A 15,573-nucleotide genomic window follows, 5' to 3' on the forward strand; every position below is an offset into this window, starting at 1 on the left:
TCCGGCGCACGCGCACGGAGCTCGAGTCCTGGATCCAGGAGTTCTATCTGTGTCACCTGCGCGGGCCCCTGCTGAGCAGTGCTTCGATCGACGCCCGCTTTCGCGCGCGCCGACGACCGGCGGTCTTCGGTTGCTCCCACCCTACGGCACCCGCCGGAGTGCGCCAAATCCGCGCCCGGGTGCCCGGATCAGCCCTGCAGGAACCAGTCCCGCTGCACGTTCGACACCTCGGGCAGGCTGCGGCCGGGCCGGGGCGCGGCCCAGCGCACGCCGTTGGCGAGCACGCGCTGGATCTCGTCCTGGTGGTACACCGGGTACTCCTGGTCCCCGGGGCTGAAGTAGAAGATCCGTCCCTCGCCACGCGTATAGGTCACGCCGGAGCGGAACACCTCGCCGCCGGTGAACGACGAGATGAACACCAGCTCGTCGGGCTCGGGGATGTCGAAGTACTCGCCGTACATCTCCTGCGCCGGGATGACGATCGGGTTCGGGATGCCGTCGACGATCTCATGCCGCGGGGCGACCGTCCAGACCAGCTCGCGCTCCGCCTCGTTGCGCCACTTCAGCGAGCACGTCGTGCCCATGAGGCGCTTGAAGATTTTGGAGAAGTGCCCGGAGTGCAGCACGATCAGGCCCATGCCGCCGAACACCCGCTCCTGCACCCGGTCGACGATGGCGTCATCGACCTGCTCGTGCGCGATGTGGCCCCACCACAGCAGCACGTCGGTGGCATCCAGCACCTCGCGGGTCAGCCCGTGCTCGGGCTGGTCGAGCGTGGCGGTGCGCACCTCGACCTCGTCGCCCAGGTGTGCGCGCAGACCCGCTGCGATCGCCCCGTGGATGCCCTCGGGATAGTCGCGGGCGATCGAAGATGGCTCGCCCCGCTGCTCGTGGACGTACTCGTTCCATACCGTGATGCGCAACGCCATCAGAGCGTCACCTCTCTTCCTTCTGTCGCAGACCGGTAGCAGGCGTCGATGATCCGCGCGCGACCGAGCGCGAGCGAGCCGTCGTGAGCCGACCACGTGCGCGGGTCGCGCACGTGGGAGACGAAGTCACTCACGACGCCGTCGTGAGCGCGCCCGGAGACCGGCTCGATCCGACGGTCGGCGATCTCGCCCGCCTCGTCGATGTGGATCGTGAGGTCGCCGGAGACCTCGCCGGAGCCGGCCCGGATCACCAGCTCCGCACCGCCGTCGGTGGCGAAGACGCGGAAGTCCATGACGTCCTGCGGGTCGCGGTAGACCGCCCACGAGGTCTCGATGACGAGGCTCCCCCCGCCCTCCAGACGCAGGAAGGCGGTCGCGAAGTCCTCCACGTCGAACGACGCCGAGCGCGTGCGGTCGGCCGTCTCGCGAGCCATGCCGCCGATGCCCCGCGGACCGAGCTCCGAAGCGGTCACGGCGCTCACCGACACCACGCGCGGCTCGCCGAGCAGATGCAGCGAGAAGTCGAGCACGTGCACGCCGATGTCGATGAGCGGCCCTCCGCCGGCGCGCTCGCGATCGGTGAACCAGCTGCCCAGGAGCGGGATGCCGCGGCGGCGCAGCCACGACGCACGGGCGTGGTAGGGACGGCCGATCTCGCCGCCGGAGACGACCTCGGCGAGGGCCTGCACGTCGCCGCGCAGCCGGTGGTTGAACGCGACCTCCAGGACGCGTCCGGCCCGGCGTGCCGCGTCGACCATCCGCTGCCCCTCGTCCCCGTCGCGCGCGATCGGCTTCTCGCTGAGCACGTGCACACCCCGCTCGAGCGCGGCGATCGCGATCGGGGCGTGCAGGAAGGTCGGCACCGCGACGCTGACGGCGTCCAGGCCCGGCAGCTGCAGCAGGTCGGTCCACGACTCGAAGAGCCGCGTCACGCCGTACTGTGCACCGAGGGAGTCCAGCAGGTCGCGCTCCTGCGCCGCAAGGGCGACGACCTCGACGCCAGGGAGGTCCGCGTACGCCGCGAGGTGCTGCTGCCCCGCCCACCCGAGACCGATGACCCCGACCTTCAGCTGCGGGTCGGTGGTCGTTCCGGTCATCGGGATGCCGCTCCTTCTGGTTCGCGCCTCGGCCTGGCCCCGACGATCCTATCCCCGCCGGAGGGCGCCTTCGCGCAGGGCCGCGCGCCCGGACCGGGTGTCGCGGCGATGGCGGGTCGGCGCCCCGGCGTACGCTCGAACGCGTGACCCCGGAGCTGGCCTCGCGCATCGTCGCGGACTCGCGCGATCGCGTGGCGTGGGTCCGTGCGCGCTCCCGGGGCATCACCGCGACGGACGTCGCCACGCTGACCTCGCTGGGCGCGATCCCGCGTGCCGCCGACGCGAAGCTCCTCGGCTCGGGCTTCTCCGGCAACGCCTACACCGCGCACGGACGCCGACGCGAGCCGGAGATCGCCGCGTGGGTGGCCGCGACCCACGGCATCCAGCCGTCGTCGGCGCTGTTCCACGCGGTCGTCGAGCGCCGGCACCTCGCCACCCCCGACGGCGTCGCCGTCGACCCCGCGGGCCGCATCACGCTCGCGGAGATCAAGACCACGAACAAGACCTGGCGCTCGATCCCGCGCTCGTACCTGCGGCAGGTGTGGTGGCAGCAGCACGTGCTCGGCGCGGAGCGCACGCTCGTGGTCTGGGAGGAGCACGTCGGCTTCGTCCCGGTCGGCGACGAGCCGCGCTGTGCGTGGGTCGATCGCGACGAGGCCGAGATCGCGAAGCTCGTGGGTCTTGCCACCGCCCTCATCGACGAGCTCTACCTGCGCACGGTGCGGCAGCGACAGGCGGATGCCGCACCCCGGGCGCCGCGCGAGCCGTTCACGCCGCGCGAGCCGTTCCGCGCGCTCGCCCTCGCCGACTGATCTCCCCGCCCTCACCACCGCGAGACCTCCCGTTTGCACCGCTTTTCGGCCCAAAACGGTGCAAACGGGAGGTCTCGCGACAGGGGTCGGGGTGATAGTTGATAGAAGTCAATCATCGGCGTATAGTTGACTCAGTTCAACCATCCGCGCCGACGGCGCCGCGGCATCCGCACCCGTCTCGAAGGGCCCCCATGTCCGATTCCGAAGCGCCCACGGCCTCCCGTCGGCGCGTGCTCGAAGCCCTCTCCGGGCTGCTCCTGGGCATGTTCGTCTCAATGCTGTCTGCGACAGTCGTCTCGACCGCCCTGCCGGTCATCGTGCACGACCTCGGCGGCGATCAGACCGCGTTCACCTGGGTGGTCACGGCGACGCTGCTCACAACCGCGATCTCCACCCCGATCTGGGGAAAGCTCGCCGACCTGCTCGACCGCAAGGCGCTCATCCAGGTCGCCCTGATCATCTTCGTGCTCGCCACGGCCGCCGCCGGTCTCGCCCACGACGCCGCGTTCCTCATCGCCGCGCGCGCCGTGCAGGGTCTCGGCGCCGGAGGGCTCGCCGCCCTCAGCCAGATCATCATGGCCGACATCATCAGTCCCCGCGAGCGCGGCCGCTACATGGGGCTGTTCGGCGCCGTCATGGCGCTGGCCACGATCGGTGGGCCGCTCCTGGGCGGCGTCATCACCGACGCGTTCGGCTGGCGGTGGAACTTCTACGTCGCCATCCCGTTCGCGATCGCGGCGCTCGTCGTGCTGCAGGCCACGCTCCGCCTCACTCGCGAGCCGCGCAAGGTGCGCATCGACGTGCTCGGCGCGGTGCTGCTGTCGACGGCCGTCTCGCTGCTGCTGATCTGGGTCACCAGCGCCGGCCGCGACTTCGAGTGGTGGAGCCTGCAGACGGTGCTCATGACCGGTGGCGCGCTGCTGGCCGCGCTGCTGTTCGTGATCGCCGAGCTGCGCAGCAGCGAGCCGCTGGTGCCGCTGCACCTGTTCCGCAACCGTACGTTCACGCTGTCGGTGCTGGCGTCGATCGCGACCGGGATCGCCATGTTCGGGGCATCCGTCTTCCTCAGCCAGTACATGCAGATGGCCCGCGGAGCCACACCCACCGAGGCGGGTCTGATGACGATCCCGATGATCGGCGGGCTGCTGGTCTCCTCGATGGTGGTCGGGCAGTTGATCAGCCGGTACGGCCACTGGAAGATCTATCTCGTGATCGGCTCCGTCCTGCTGACGGCGGGCCTCGGGCTGCTGACGACGCTGCACTACGACACCGACTTCGTGCTCGTCTCGGTGTACATGTTCCTGATGGGCGCCGGAGTCGGCATGACGATGCAGAACCTCGTGCTGATCGTGCAGAACACCGCCGACCCGAGCGAGATCGGCGTGGCCAGCTCCGGGGTCACCTTCTTCCGCAGCCTCGGCGGCACCGTCGGGGTGGCGGTCATGGGCGCCGCGCTCGCCACGCGCGTGGGCGACCTGTTCGAGCAGAGCAGGGAGTCGCTCATGAGCGCGATCGCTTCCCTCGGAGCCGAAGGCGCGGAGGTCGCGACCCAACTGCAGTCGGGCACGCTCCCGGCTGTCTCGACGCTTCCGCACGCGGTCCGCGTGGTCGTGGAGGACGTGTACGCGCAGGGCATCTCGCACTCGTTCCTCATCGCGGTGCCGTTCGCCCTGCTGTGCCTCGTGGCGATCCTCTTCCTCCCCAACATCCCGTTGACCCGCATGACCACGCGCGAGCGCGTCACGGCGGGCGAGGCGGATCTTGCGACGGTGTCGGTGCCGGCCGGCATGGACGCGGCCACGGGATCGATCTCGACCGTCCGAGCGGATGCCGAGACCGAGCGGGGCCGAGATGACTGACGTGCGCGACGCGACGCCCGAATCCGTGCGCGAGACGACCGGACCGGAGGAGGCGGTGGGCGGCAGCGGAACCCGCGACGCCGGGCGGGATGAGGCCGTGCAGGAGCTGGAGGCCGAGTTCGGCGCCCTGTTCGCACGCGCGCGCCGGCTGATGGCCGAAGCGGCCGGGGCCATCAGCCCCGGACTGCAGCCGGGCGCGTACAAGGTCTTCACGACGATCGCACGGCGATCGGGGTGCACGCTGTCGGCGCTGGCGGACGAGCTGGGCATCGACAAGGGACAGCTCAGTCGTGCGGTGACGGAGCTGGAGGGCCTCGGCCTGGTGTCTCGAACACCCGCTCCGGACGACCGGCGCGCCCAGCTGCTGTCCCCCACGGCGCACGGCAGCGCCAGACTGGAGGCGGCGCGCGGCGCACGCCGCCGCGCGATGGCGGACAGGCTGTCGACCTGGCCGGTCGAAGACATCCGCGACCTCTCCCGGCTGCTGCGCGCCCTCAGCGGCGGCCTCTAGCGGCACGCTCGCCCGGCACCGGACCCGAGGCCGGGCCGGGTTGCGTCCCGCTTACAGGGCCAGATGCACCATACGGTCGCCTCGGAGGCTGAACCGGCCACTTCGCCCTGTAAGCGGAACCTCCGGCGCTCGTGCCGCGCCCTCGTACTCCCGGCGGCCGCGGCAGTACGGTGGGCGCATGGGTCTTGCGATCATCTCGAACCGGCTGCCCGGGTGATCGCCTCCCTCCTCGCCGGGTTCGGCCTCGGCCTCTCGCTCATCGTCGCGATCGGCGCGCAGAACCTGTTCGTGCTGCGCCAGGGCATCCGCCGCGACCACGCCCTCGTGGTCGCGGCCGTGTGCGCGCTGTCCGACGCCGTGCTCATCGTCGTCGGCGTCTCCGGCCTCGGCGCGCTCCTGCAGGCCCTCCCGTGGCTGATCGACGCGGTGCGCTGGGCCGGGGCGCTCTTCCTCGCCGGCTACGCCGCCCTCGCCGCGCGGCGAGCGTTGCGGCCGTCCGGCGCGGCGCTGCGCGCCGACGACCCCGCGCCTGCGGCCCGCACGCGCCTCGGTCCGGTCGTGCTCACGTGCCTCGCGCTGACCTGGCTCAACCCGCACGTCTACCTCGACACGGTGTTCCTGCTCGGCTCGGTCGCGGCCACCCACGGCGACGGACGCTGGTGGTTCGCGGCGGGGGCGGCTGTGGCATCGGTCGCCTGGTTCTTCGCCCTCGCCGTCGGCGCACGCGGACTCGGCCGCTGGCTCGCGACGCCGCGCGCCTGGCGGATCCTGGACGGGCTCATCGCCGTGGTCATGCTCGCCATCGCCATCTCGCTGGTCCTGCCGCGCTGAGAGCCTGCGAGGATGGGCGCATGAGGCGCGTGCACGTGGTGGTCACCGGCGAGGTTCAGGGCGTGGGATACCGGTACACGATGCAGCACGTGGCGACGGATGCCGGTGTCTCGGGCTGGGTCCGCAACCGCTACGACGGCAGCGTCGAGGCCGAGATCGAGGGCACCGACGACCAGGTCGACCGGGTGCTGGCCTGGACGGCCCGCGGCCCGCGCTGGGGCCGCGTGCGCGAGGCCCGGGTCACCGAGCTCTCCCCCACCGGAGGCAGCGGGTTCGAGGTGCGGCGCGACGCCTGATCCCGACTACTGGTTCGAGAAGGCGGCGTCGAACGATGCCGTGGGCTTGGGCCACAGCAGCGACCGCACGTACTGCACCGCCTGGGCGGCGCCGTGCAGGCGGTCCATGCCGGCATCCTCCCACTCGATCGAGATCGGGCCGGTGTAGCCGATCGCGTCCAGCGCACGGAACGAGTCCTCCCACGGCACGTCGCCGTGACCGGTCGAGACGAAGTCCCAGCCGCGACGCGGATCGCCCCACGCCAGGTGCGAGCCGAGCACGCCGGCGCGGCCGTTGCGGGGGCGCATGCGCGTGTCCTTGCAGTCGACGTGGTAGATCCGGTCCTGGAAGTCCCAGATGAAGCCCACCGGGTCGATGTTCTGCCACATCATGTGCGACGGGTCCCAGTTGAACCCGAAGGCCTCGCGATGGTCGATCGCCTCCAGGGCGCGCACGCTCGTCCAGTAGTCGTACGCGATCTCGTTCGGGTGCACCTCGTGCGCGAACCGCACGCCCTCCGCGTCGAAGACGTCGAGGATCGGGTTCCACCGGTTCGCGAAGTCCTCGTAGCCGGCCTCGATCACCGACGCGGGCACGGGCGGGAACATCGCCACGTACGGCCAGATCGCAGACCCCGTGAAGCCGACGACCGTGTCGACGCCGAGCTTGCGGGCCACGCGCGCGGCGCGCTTCATGTCCTCGGCGGCGCGCTGGCGCACACCCTCGGGGTCTCCGTCCCCCCACACGTAGGGGCGCACGATCGCCTGGTGACGGAAGTCGATCGGCGCGTCGCACACCGCCTGGCCGGCGAGATGGTTCGAGATCGCGAAGACCTTCAACCCGTGCCGATCGAGGATCTCGAGCCGGGACGCGACATAGGCGTCGTCCTCGTCGGCGCGCTTGAGGTCCAGGTGGTCTCCGGATGCCGCGATCTCGAGGCCGTCGTAGCCCCACTCGGCCGCGAGCCTGGCCACCTCCTCGAACGGCAGGTCGGCCCACTGGCCGGTGAACAGCGTCACGGGGTGCGATGCGGTGGTCATGGCAGCTCCTTCGGGGGTTCAGATGGCGGGGACGTCGATCCACGCGCCGGTGCGCGCCGACTCCAGGACCGCGGCGGTCAGCTCGGCCGCCCGCACGCCGTCCGCGAAGGTCGGGAGTCCGTCCGGAGTCTCGCCCGCCGCCGCGGCGTAGGCGTCGGCGATGAAGGCGTTGAAGGCGTCCTGGTAGCCCATCGGGTGGCCCGAGGGCACGATCGAGAGCCCGCGGTCGCCGATCAGACCGGGATCGCGCAGGATCAGCTGCGAGCCGTCGCGCTGCCCGATCCACAGTCGCTCCGGGTCCTCCTGCTCGAAGCGCACGCTGCGCTCGGTGCCGTGGACCTCGAGCACGAGCCCGTTCTTGCGTCCGGGCGCGAGCTGGGTGACCAGGAGCGTGCCGAGCCCGCCGCCGGCCAGCTCGACCACGAGGGCGGCGATGTCCTCGTTGGCGACCGTCGCGCCGTCGCGCTCGGCGTAGACGGTGCGCGTGCGTGCGGACAGCGCGCGGATGCGGTCACCGGTGACGAACTCGAGCAGGTCGCACAGGTGCGACCCGATGTCAGCGAAGGCCCGCGAGGCACCGCCGGCTGCGGCATCCGCCCGCCAGTTGGTCTCGGAGGCCGCCGCCAGCCAGTCCTGCAGGTAGGCCCCGTCGATCGTGAGGATCGTGCCCAACTCTCCCTGCTGCACGAGGGCGCGCGCGTGGCGCACGATCGGGTGGTATCGGTAGACGAAGGGCACCGCGCCGACGACGCCCGCGGCCTCGGCCGCGTCGGCGACGGCACGCGCGTCGGAGACCGTGGTGGCCAGCGGCTTCTCGCACACCACGTGCTTGCCCGCGGCGATCGCGCGCAGCGCCTGGTCGGCGTGCACCGCGTTGGGGGTGCACACGTGCACGACGTCGACGTCGGATGCCGCGATCACCGCATCGACGTCGGGGGCCGCCCGCTCGATGCCGAGCGCCGCGGCGGCGCGCTCCCCCGACTCCGGCGAGGATCCGGCGACGGCGACGAGGCGCCCGCGAGCGGCGCGCACGGCGCGGCTGTGCACGGCGCCCATGAACCCGCCGCCGAGGATGCCGACGCCCGGGCCCGTGCCGCTCACGAGGCCGCTCCTGCCTGCCGCACCGCGCCGGGATCCAGCGTCGCCTCGAAGGGATCGCGGTCGTCGGGGACGAGAGGGATGTCGCCGACCGTGCTCCCCACCTCGACGAACCGGCCGGAGGCGGCCGACTCCTCGATCGCGACGAGCGCGTCGAGCACGTGGTAGCCGAGCTCGCCGGTCGCGATGTGCGGCACCCCTGCGCGGATGGCGCGGGCCATGTCGAGCACCCCGAGGCCTCGGCCGGCCTCGATGCCCACCGAGGGCACCGGATGCCACTCCGGCTCCGCGCTCATCCGCTTCAGGGGCGCGGCGCGCGTGATGCGCACCTCGCCGCCGAAGGTGTTGGGGTCGGGGACGACGAGGGTCCCCTCGGTGCCGGTGATCTCGACCACGCCGGTGCGCGCGAGCGGCGAGTCGAAGCTCAGCACGCTCTGGCTCGTCGCACCCCCCTCGAACTGGGCGATCGCCTGCACGAGGGTGGGCACCTCGACCGGGAACTCCGTGCCGGCGCGATCCCCCACCTGGATGCGGCGCGTGGCGCGGCCCTTCGTGGCGACCGCGGCGACGCGGGCGAGCGGCCCGAGCAGATGCACGAGCGCGGTCAGGTAGTACGGACCCATGTCGAACAGCGGGCCGGCGCCGCGCGCGAAGAGGAACTCCGGGGCGGGGTGGAAGATGTCCGGCCCGATGTACTGCATCGTGGTCTGCGCCGACAGCGGCACCCCGATGTCGCCGCGGAGGATCGCGCGGCGCGCGGTCTGCAGCCCGGGGCCGAGCACCGTGTCCGGTGCGATGCCCACGCGCAGGCCCGCGGCATCCGCCTGCGCCAGCAGACCCCGAGCGCTCTCCCGGTCGACCCCGATCGGCTTCTCGGACCACACGTGCTTGCCGGCGGCGATCGCCGCGGAGCTGACCGGCACGTGCGCCGCGGGGATCGTGAGGTTGACCACGAGCTCCACGTCTGGGTGGCTCAGCACGTCGTCGGGGCCGCCGCTGGCGGCGACGCCGTGCTGGGCCGCGCGTGCGGCGGCGAGTTCGGTGTTGAGGTCCCCCAGGAGCACCACGCGCACGTCGGGGAACGACGTCAGGTTCTCCAGGTAGGTGTTGCTGATCATCCCGGTGCCGATGAAGCCGACTCCGACCGACCCGCCGCTCATCGCACGCCCACCGAACGGAGGTAGGCGGCACTGTCGGCGATGGCCTGGAACAGGTCGCCGTCGTACCGGTCGAACTCGATCGCCGCGTACTCGGCGGCGGGGGCCGCGGCCAGGACCGCTTCAAGGCCGACCTCCCCGGATCCCGCGACGCGCTGGTCGAGCTTGTCGGCGGCGAAGTTCTCCAGATCGAGGAACGGGTCGATGCCGATGATGCCGTCCTTCGCGTGCAGCAGGCGCACGCGGTCGCCGAGGCGGCCGAGGAGGGCCACGACGTCCTGGCCGCCGGTGGCGGCCCAGAACACGTCGACCTCCAGCACCACGCGCGGGTCGAGCAGGCCCATGAACGTCTCGTAGGCGGTGACGCCGTCGAAGCTCTTGTGGAACTCGTGCGAGTGGTTGTGGTATCCGATGCGCAGCCCGCGCTCGGCGGCCTGGTCGACCAGGCCGTTGAGGCGGTCGGCGGTGGCGACCACCTCGTCGCGCGAGTACCAGCGGTCGGGAGCGACCATCGGGTCGATCAGCAGCTCCACACCGACGGTCAGGGCGTCGTCGAAGACCTGCGCGGCCGGCGGCACGTCCACGGTGCTGTCGCCGAAGCCCAGCCGATCGGAGAGGAACGGGGCGTGTCCGCTCGGCGAGCGCAGGCCCGCGGAGTCGAGGGCCGCGCGCAGTTCGGCCGCGCGCCCGAGGAAGCCGAAGGCCTCGACGTTGCGCAGCCCGATGGCCGCGAGCCGGTCGAGGGTTCCGCCCAGATCGGCATCGAGCGCCTCCCTGACCGAGTAGAGCTGAAGGGAGAGTTCAGGGGATGCCATTGCCACCTCGTCGTCGAACACGGCCGTGCGGCCGCGATGATCCTCGAAAAGGCTACACCGACGCCGGGCGCGTCGATGCCGCTCGCGCGCCCCCGCCGACAAGCCCGGGGGCGGCTCCTCGAACACCGCTGCCGCGTCGATGTGCGAGGTGAGATGTCCCGCTTACAGGGTCGTTGACGTCAACACCGCGGCCGGTGCGGGCCCGGTGTCGCCTGGCCCTGTAAGCGGGACAGAATCGCGGGCTGCACGAGGCAGCAGCGCCGGAACGCGAAGGGCCCCGCCGGAGGCGGGGCCCTTCGCGTCGCGTGAGCGATCAGAGCGAGGCGACGTCCAGCGGGATGCCCGGGCCGAACGTCGTCGACACCGCGCCCTTCTGGATGTAGCGGCCCTTGGAACTGGAGGGCTTCAGGCGCACGATCTCCTCGACCGCGGCCTTGAAGTTCTCGTCGAGCTGCTCGGCGGTGAACGAGGCCTTGCCGACGACGAAGTGCACGTTGGCGTGCTTGTCGACGCGGAACTCGATCTTGCCGCCCTTGATCTCCTCCACGGCCTTGGCCGGGTTGGGGGTCACGGTGCCGGTCTTGGGGTTCGGCATGAGGCCGCGGGGACCGAGGACCTTGCCGAGGCGCCCGACCTGACCCATCAGCTCGGGCGTGGAGACGGCCGCGTCGAACGCGGTCCAGCCGCCGGCGACCTTGGCGATCAGCTCGGCGCCGCCGACCTCGTCCGCACCGGCCGCGATCGCGGCCTCGGCGGCCGGGCCGGTCGCGAACACCACCACGCGCGCGGTCTTGCCGGTGCCGTGCGGCAGCATGACGGTGCCGCGCACCATCTGGTCGGCCTTGCGCGGGTCGACCGAGAGCTTGAGGGCGACCTCGACGGTGGAGTCGAACTTCTTCGAGCCCGTCTCCTTCGCGAGGGCCACGGCCTCGGTGGACGTGTAGACCCGGTCGCGGTCGATCTTCGCCGCGGCCGCTTCGTAAACCTTGGACTTTGCCATTGCCTTCTCCCCCTCAGTCCTCGACCGTGATGCCCATGGAACGGGCGGTGCCGGCGATGATCTTCGAGGCGGCCTCGAGGTCGTTCGCGTTCAGGTCGGGCTGCTTGGTCTCCGCGATCTGACGCACCTGCTCCTTCGTGAGCTTGCCGACCTTGGTCGTGTGCGGGGTCTTGGAGCCCTTGGCCACACCCGCGGCCTTCTTGATGAGCTCGGCCGCCGGCGGCGTCTTCAGGATGAACGTGAAGCTGCGGTCCTCGTAGACGGTGATCTCCACCGGGATGACGTTGCCGCGCTGAGTCTCCGTCGCCGCGTTGTACGCCTTGCAGAACTCCATGATGTTGACGCCGTGCTGACCGAGCGCGGGCCCGATCGGCGGCGCCGGGTTGGCGGCGCCGGCTTTGATCTGGAGCTTGATCAGGCCGGTCACCTTCTTCTTCGGTGCCATTCGTGTTTCCTTTCGTCGAGCGGATGCCGCGGCATCCGTTCTCCCGCGGCTCCGGCGTCTCCGGAGGGCGGTGTCGTCCGCGCGCACGCCGAAGCGGCACACAAACCATACGAGTCTACCCCAGGCCGCGGCGCACTTCGCGCCGCGGGGGCGGCCGGCCCTACGATGGGCGCCAGGCCGCCGAGAGAGGAAAGCGCACGTGGACGACGTCGACCTCGGCATCCTCATCATCCCGCTCGTGGCGTGTGTCGCACCGCTGCTGGCGACGCTCGTGCGCCGGGCCGTCATGGTGCCGCTCGTGGTCTTCGAGATCGCCCTCGGGATGCTGGTCGGCCCGGACGGGCTGGGCTGGGTGTCGGAGACCGCGTTCATGACCACGCTGTCGCAGCTGGGCCTGGCGATGCTCTTCTTCATGGCCGGCAACGAGATCGACCCGACCGCGCTGCGCGGGCGCACCGGGCGCCGCAGCATCGCCGGGTGGGCCCTGTCCGCGGCGCTGGCCGTCGCGGCGGCCGCGGTGCTCGGCGACGGCGTGGCATCGGCCGCGATCATCGCGATCGCGCTGACCGGCACGGCGCTGGGGACGATCATGCCGGCCCTGCGCGACAGCGGCATCGCCCGCACCCCGCTCGGGGCGACGATCGGGGCCGCCGGCGCGATCGGCGAGTTCCTCCCCCTCGTCGCGGTGTCGGTGCTCCTCAGCGGGCGGCAGCCGGTGGTCGGCGTGATCGTGCTGTGCCTGTTCGTCGCGATCGCGGCATCCGCGTTCTGGATCGCCTCGCGCGGCCCGCACCAGTGGCTGCGGCGCATGGTCTCGGCGACCCTGCACACGAGCGGGCAGTTCGGGGTCAGGTTCGTCGTGCTGCTCGTGGCCGCACTGGTCTGCCTCGCGCTCGCACTCGGCGTGGACTTCCTCCTCGGCGCGTTCACCGCGGGGATGCTCGCGCGCGTCGTGCTGCAGGACGGCGACCCGGAAGAGCTGCGCGTCATCGAGGCCAAGCTCGACTCGATCGCATTCGGGTTCTTCGTGCCGGTGTTCTTCGTGACGACCGGGATCTCGTTCCCGCTCGCGAGACTCCTGGCCGATCCGGCCACGCTCGTGCTCGTGCCGGTCTTCGCGGGCGTGATGCTGCTCGTGCGCGGCATCCCGGGCCTGCTGGTCCCCGCGCCGGGCACGACCCTGTCCGACCGGCGCACGGCGGCGCTGTTCACCGCCACGACGCTGCCGCTGGTGATCGCGGTCACCCAGATCGGCGCCGATCAGGGGCTGCTCGAGGAGAGCACCGCGGCGGCCATGGTCGGCGGCGCGATGCTCACCGTGCTGTTCTTCCCGCTCCTGGCCCTGCTGGGCCGGCACGACGAGGCGCCCGCAGCGACGACGGATGCCGACGCCCCGTTCCCGTTCGAGGCCCACGAGTAGCGGGCCACCGAGTTCCGGGTTCGTGTGCGCGCCCGGGCCGTCAGGAGGGCTCGGGAACGACCGCCACGCCGAGAGCGCGGGCCGATGCCACCAGACGTGCGTCGAAGGTGGCGAGCGTCGCGCGCTCGCGCAGCGCGGTTTTCAGCACACAGCTGTCCGGCAGCTTCAGCCCGGTGCGCTCGCGCAGCTCGGCGAGCTCGAGGGGGTCGTCGAGCTCGCCGTGAGGCTCGATGCCGAGCTCGGCGAGCGCCGCGGCGACGGCATGACCGCGCTGTGCCCGGATCGCCTGGATGAGGGTCTCGGCCATCGTGAGGCGGTGCGCGACGAGCCGATCGGCCGTATGGGCGCGGAACAACTCCCGCGCCGCGGCGAAGTGGGTGTCGTCGGCGTCGAGGATCGCGATCATGACGCTCGCGTCGAGAACGATCACTCCGCCCAGTCCTCGCGAAGCTCTTCGAGGTACCCGGCCGGATAGAGGCCGCGGAAGGATCCGGCCACCGCATCGATCGCGGCGCTCCGACGGGCCGCCTCCGCCCTGTCCACCTCGGCGAGCACCTCACCGTTCTCGGTGATCAACCGCACGATCAGCCGCGAGCGCGGTTCGCCCGGCCAGCGCTTCTCCGCCGCGTCGAGCGCGCGCGCCACCTCGTCGGTCTCTGTGATCTGGTAGCGGTGACGTGCGGTGGGCATGCCCGAAGTGTACCACCGGACTCTGCGTGCATCACCTGCGCGGGGGTCGTAGACCGATGCCTCGCGTGGGCTGCGGCCCGTCGGCTCAGAGCTTGGTGACCTGGTCGAACGACAGCTCGACCGGCGTCTCGCGCTCGAACAGCGAGACGAGCACGGTGAGCTTGCCGCTCTCGGGCTTGATCTCGCTGATCGTGCCGGGAAGGCCCGCGAACGAGCCTTCCTTGATCGTGATCGTCTCGCCGGTCTCGAAGTCGACCTCGGCGGGGATGGCGCGCGACTGCGTCGCCGAGCCCTTCGCGGCACCGGCCTTGGCGGGCGCGACCTCCTTGACCTCGACGAGCGACTTCAGCATGTTGAAGGCCTCTTCGAAGCGCAGCGGGGTCGGGTTGTGCGCGTTGCCGACGAAGCCGGTGACGCCCGGCGTGTGGCGTACGACCGACCAGGTGTCCTCGTTGAGCTCCATGCGCACGAGCACGTAGCCGGGGATCCGGACGCGCGTGACCATCTTGCGCTGCCCGTTCTTGATCTCGACGACGTCCTCCATCGGGACCTCGATCTGGTAGATGTCCTCCTCGACCTCGAGCGTCGACTTGCGCTGCTCGATGTTGGCCTTGACCTTGCGCTCGAAACCGGCGTAGGAGTGGATGACGTACCACTTGCCCGGGAGCGCACGCAGCTCGGCGCGGAACGCGTCGTACGGGTCCTCGTCGCCCTCCTCGGCGGCGGCGACGATGCCCGCGGCGGCCTCGAAGTCGGAGAGGAAGTCGCCGCCGAGCACGGGCTCGTCGGGCTCGCCGTTGACGTCGGGGCCGTCGTAGGGCGCGACCTCGTCGGCGTCGTGCGCGGCGCGCTCGGCAGCCTCTTCGGCGAGCGCGTCGGTCAGCACCTCGGCGGCTGCCTCGGCCTCGTCCGCATGGTCGATGTTCAGGGCGTCGTTCACGATCGCATCAGCCTCCGGGTCGTCGATGTCGATGTCGTCCAGGTCGGACTCGCCGGTGTCGTCGTCGGCATCCGCGTCGACGACATGCAGGGCGACGTGCTCGGCCGGCTCGACCGATCGCTCCTCCTCGGCGAGGATGTTGCCCTCCTGGGCCTCATCGTCCTCACTGGACTGCTCCGCGGCGGTCGCCCAGTCGACGTCGTCGACGTTTCTCTCAGACACTTGCGTTCTCTTCCATTGCGGCGCGGATGCCGCGATCGACGGCATCCGCGCGGAGTCGTGGGGTGGTCAGGGGGTGGCGCCGGCGGGTACGCCGAAGACGACGGTCGTGACCCAGACGAACAGCACGTCGAGGCCGTAGACGATGGCCATCATCACGACGACGAAGCCGAGCACGACGGCCGTGAACTTCATGAGCTCCTGCCGCGTCGGGGTGACGACCTTGCGGAGCTCGGCGAAGACCTGCCGGATGAACAGCGCGATCCGCTGGAAGAAGTTCGGCTTCTTCTCTCGGACGGCGCCGCCCGCCGCGACGATCTCGCCGTTCGGCTCGTCTTGGACCATCAACCCACCTGTATGACCTTCCGTGTGTCAGCAACCGCTGACGCGCAGGGCGGACAGGAATCGAACCTGCAACCTGCGGTTTTGGAGAC

The 15,573-nt window shown here is 71.3% G+C and carries 18 protein-coding genes; 6 read left to right on the top strand and 12 right to left on the bottom strand.

Features of this window, described 5'->3' with window-relative positions:
* Positions 1–188: 188 nt before the first annotated feature.
* Together QM641_RS05060 and QM641_RS05065 are read right to left on the bottom strand one after the other, a co-directional pair.
* The gene (locus QM641_RS05060; RefSeq protein ID WP_415114086.1) at positions 189–929 is read right to left on the bottom strand and encodes a ThuA domain-containing protein; all 741 of its coding nucleotides are present in this window, start codon (positions 927–929) and stop codon (positions 189–191) included.
* A complete protein-coding gene (locus QM641_RS05065; RefSeq protein WP_415114088.1) occupies positions 929–2,026 on the bottom strand; it encodes a Gfo/Idh/MocA family protein in 1,098 nt (365 codons plus the stop codon). Before QM641_RS05065 ends, QM641_RS05060 begins: the two co-directional genes overlap by 1 nt.
* Positions 2,027–2,169: 143 nt before the next feature.
* On the opposite strand from QM641_RS05065, the gene QM641_RS05070 reads away from it, so the two are divergent.
* From QM641_RS05070 to QM641_RS05090, 5 genes are all read left to right on the top strand, one after another.
* A complete protein-coding gene (locus QM641_RS05070; RefSeq protein ID WP_415114090.1) occupies positions 2,170–2,838 on the top strand; it encodes a YqaJ viral recombinase family protein in 669 nt (222 codons plus the stop codon).
* Between the two features lie 191 nt (positions 2,839–3,029).
* Positions 3,030–4,697 carry a DHA2 family efflux MFS transporter permease subunit gene (locus QM641_RS05075; RefSeq protein WP_415114092.1) on the top strand — a complete coding sequence of 556 codons (1,668 nt, stop codon included), beginning with the start codon at positions 3,030–3,032 and terminating at the stop codon, positions 4,695–4,697.
* Positions 4,690–5,208 (top strand): MarR family winged helix-turn-helix transcriptional regulator, encoded by a 519-nt coding sequence (locus QM641_RS05080; protein WP_415114094.1) that lies wholly within the window; start codon positions 4,690–4,692, stop codon positions 5,206–5,208. Before QM641_RS05075 ends, QM641_RS05080 begins: the two co-directional genes overlap by 8 nt.
* Positions 5,209–5,421: 213 nt before the next feature.
* Positions 5,422–6,039 carry a LysE/ArgO family amino acid transporter gene (locus tag QM641_RS05085; protein WP_415114095.1) on the top strand — a complete coding sequence of 206 codons (618 nt, stop codon included), beginning with the start codon at positions 5,422–5,424 and terminating at the stop codon, positions 6,037–6,039.
* 20 nt (positions 6,040–6,059) lie between these two features.
* Entirely contained in the window at positions 6,060–6,335 is a 276-nt protein-coding gene (locus QM641_RS05090; RefSeq protein ID WP_415114097.1) for an acylphosphatase, read from the top strand.
* Between the two features lie 6 nt (positions 6,336–6,341).
* On the opposite strand, the gene QM641_RS05095 is transcribed toward QM641_RS05090, so the two are convergent.
* The 6 genes from QM641_RS05095 to rplK form a co-directional block, all read right to left on the bottom strand.
* A complete protein-coding gene (locus tag QM641_RS05095; protein WP_415114099.1) occupies positions 6,342–7,355 on the bottom strand; it encodes a sugar phosphate isomerase/epimerase family protein in 1,014 nt (337 codons plus the stop codon).
* 18 nt (positions 7,356–7,373) lie between these two features.
* Positions 7,374–8,456 carry a Gfo/Idh/MocA family protein gene (locus tag QM641_RS05100; protein ID WP_415114101.1) on the bottom strand — a complete coding sequence of 361 codons (1,083 nt, stop codon included), beginning with the start codon at positions 8,454–8,456 and terminating at the stop codon, positions 7,374–7,376.
* Entirely contained in the window at positions 8,453–9,613 is a 1,161-nt protein-coding gene (locus tag QM641_RS05105; RefSeq protein WP_415114103.1) for a Gfo/Idh/MocA family protein, read from the bottom strand. Before QM641_RS05105 ends, QM641_RS05100 begins: the two co-directional genes overlap by 4 nt.
* Positions 9,610–10,425, bottom strand: a complete 816-nt coding sequence (locus QM641_RS05110; protein ID WP_415114105.1) for a sugar phosphate isomerase/epimerase family protein — start codon at positions 10,423–10,425, stop codon at positions 9,610–9,612. Before QM641_RS05110 ends, QM641_RS05105 begins: the two co-directional genes overlap by 4 nt.
* 313 nt (positions 10,426–10,738) lie before the next feature.
* Positions 10,739–11,425 (bottom strand): 50S ribosomal protein L1, encoded by a 687-nt coding sequence (rplA, locus tag QM641_RS05115; RefSeq protein WP_415114107.1) that lies wholly within the window; start codon positions 11,423–11,425, stop codon positions 10,739–10,741.
* A gap of 13 nt (positions 11,426–11,438) precedes the next feature.
* Positions 11,439–11,870 carry a 50S ribosomal protein L11 gene (gene rplK, locus QM641_RS05120; protein WP_415114109.1) on the bottom strand — a complete coding sequence of 144 codons (432 nt, stop codon included), beginning with the start codon at positions 11,868–11,870 and terminating at the stop codon, positions 11,439–11,441.
* A gap of 199 nt (positions 11,871–12,069) precedes the next feature.
* Between rplK and QM641_RS05125 the strand changes: the two genes are divergently transcribed.
* Entirely contained in the window at positions 12,070–13,290 is a 1,221-nt protein-coding gene (locus tag QM641_RS05125) for a cation:proton antiporter (RefSeq protein WP_415114111.1), read from the top strand.
* 40 nt (positions 13,291–13,330) lie between these two features.
* Here the strand turns inward: QM641_RS05125 and QM641_RS05130 are convergent, their stop codons facing one another.
* The 4 genes from QM641_RS05130 to secE all read right to left on the bottom strand — a co-directional run bounded on the left by QM641_RS05130 (position 13,331) and on the right by secE (position 15,484).
* Entirely contained in the window at positions 13,331–13,720 is a 390-nt protein-coding gene (locus QM641_RS05130) for a type II toxin-antitoxin system VapC family toxin (RefSeq protein ID WP_415114113.1), read from the bottom strand.
* Positions 13,717–13,980, bottom strand: a complete 264-nt coding sequence (locus tag QM641_RS05135) for a hypothetical protein (protein WP_415114115.1) — start codon at positions 13,978–13,980, stop codon at positions 13,717–13,719. The genes QM641_RS05130 and QM641_RS05135 overlap by 4 nt, the downstream gene beginning before the upstream one ends.
* A gap of 85 nt (positions 13,981–14,065) precedes the next feature.
* Positions 14,066–15,142: a transcription termination/antitermination protein NusG gene (gene nusG / locus QM641_RS05140; protein WP_415114117.1), complete on the bottom strand. Its 1,077-nt coding sequence runs from the start codon at positions 15,140–15,142 to the stop codon at positions 14,066–14,068.
* Between the two features lie 66 nt (positions 15,143–15,208).
* Complete coding sequence (secE, locus tag QM641_RS05145) at positions 15,209–15,484, bottom strand: preprotein translocase subunit SecE (RefSeq protein ID WP_415114119.1); 276 nt, start codon at positions 15,482–15,484, stop codon at positions 15,209–15,211.
* Positions 15,485–15,573 lie beyond the last annotated feature (89 nt).

Source organism: Microbacterium sp., assembly GCF_047605725.1.
In the GTDB taxonomy this organism is placed as follows: Bacteria; Actinomycetota; Actinomycetes; order Actinomycetales; family Microbacteriaceae; genus Microbacterium.